Source organism: Paenibacillus popilliae ATCC 14706 (assembly GCF_000315235.1).
GTDB lineage: Bacteria > Bacillota > Bacilli > Paenibacillales > Paenibacillaceae > Paenibacillus_B > Paenibacillus_B popilliae.
The window spans coordinates 1-207 of sequence record NZ_BALG01000097.1 but is presented as its reverse complement, the minus strand read 5'-3'; the positions used below and the strand labels follow the sequence as shown (position 1 = coordinate 207).

Here is a 207-nt window from a genome sequence, read left to right as displayed (position 1 = left end):
AAACCAATCCCACCTGTGCATAGCAAGTCAAAACAGTCACAATGAATCCATCACGCATACGAAAGGATGGATTCAAAATGGAAACGAGTTTACACAAAGTTATTGACAGACCCCATTACCGCTTATCAGACCAGCGGGCAAACGATGAAAGCCTGGTGCAAAGAGCACGACCTGACCGTTCATCAATTAAAATATTGGCTCTACAAG

The 207-nt window shown here is 43.5% G+C and carries 1 protein-coding gene; it reads left to right on the top strand.

Annotated elements, in window-relative coordinates; translation table 11 throughout:
* Positions 1-66 precede the first annotated feature (66 nt).
* On the top strand, positions 67-207 hold a 141-nt coding region (tnpA, locus tag PPOP_RS25840; RefSeq protein WP_006285854.1), incomplete at its 3' end, for an IS66 family insertion sequence element accessory protein TnpA.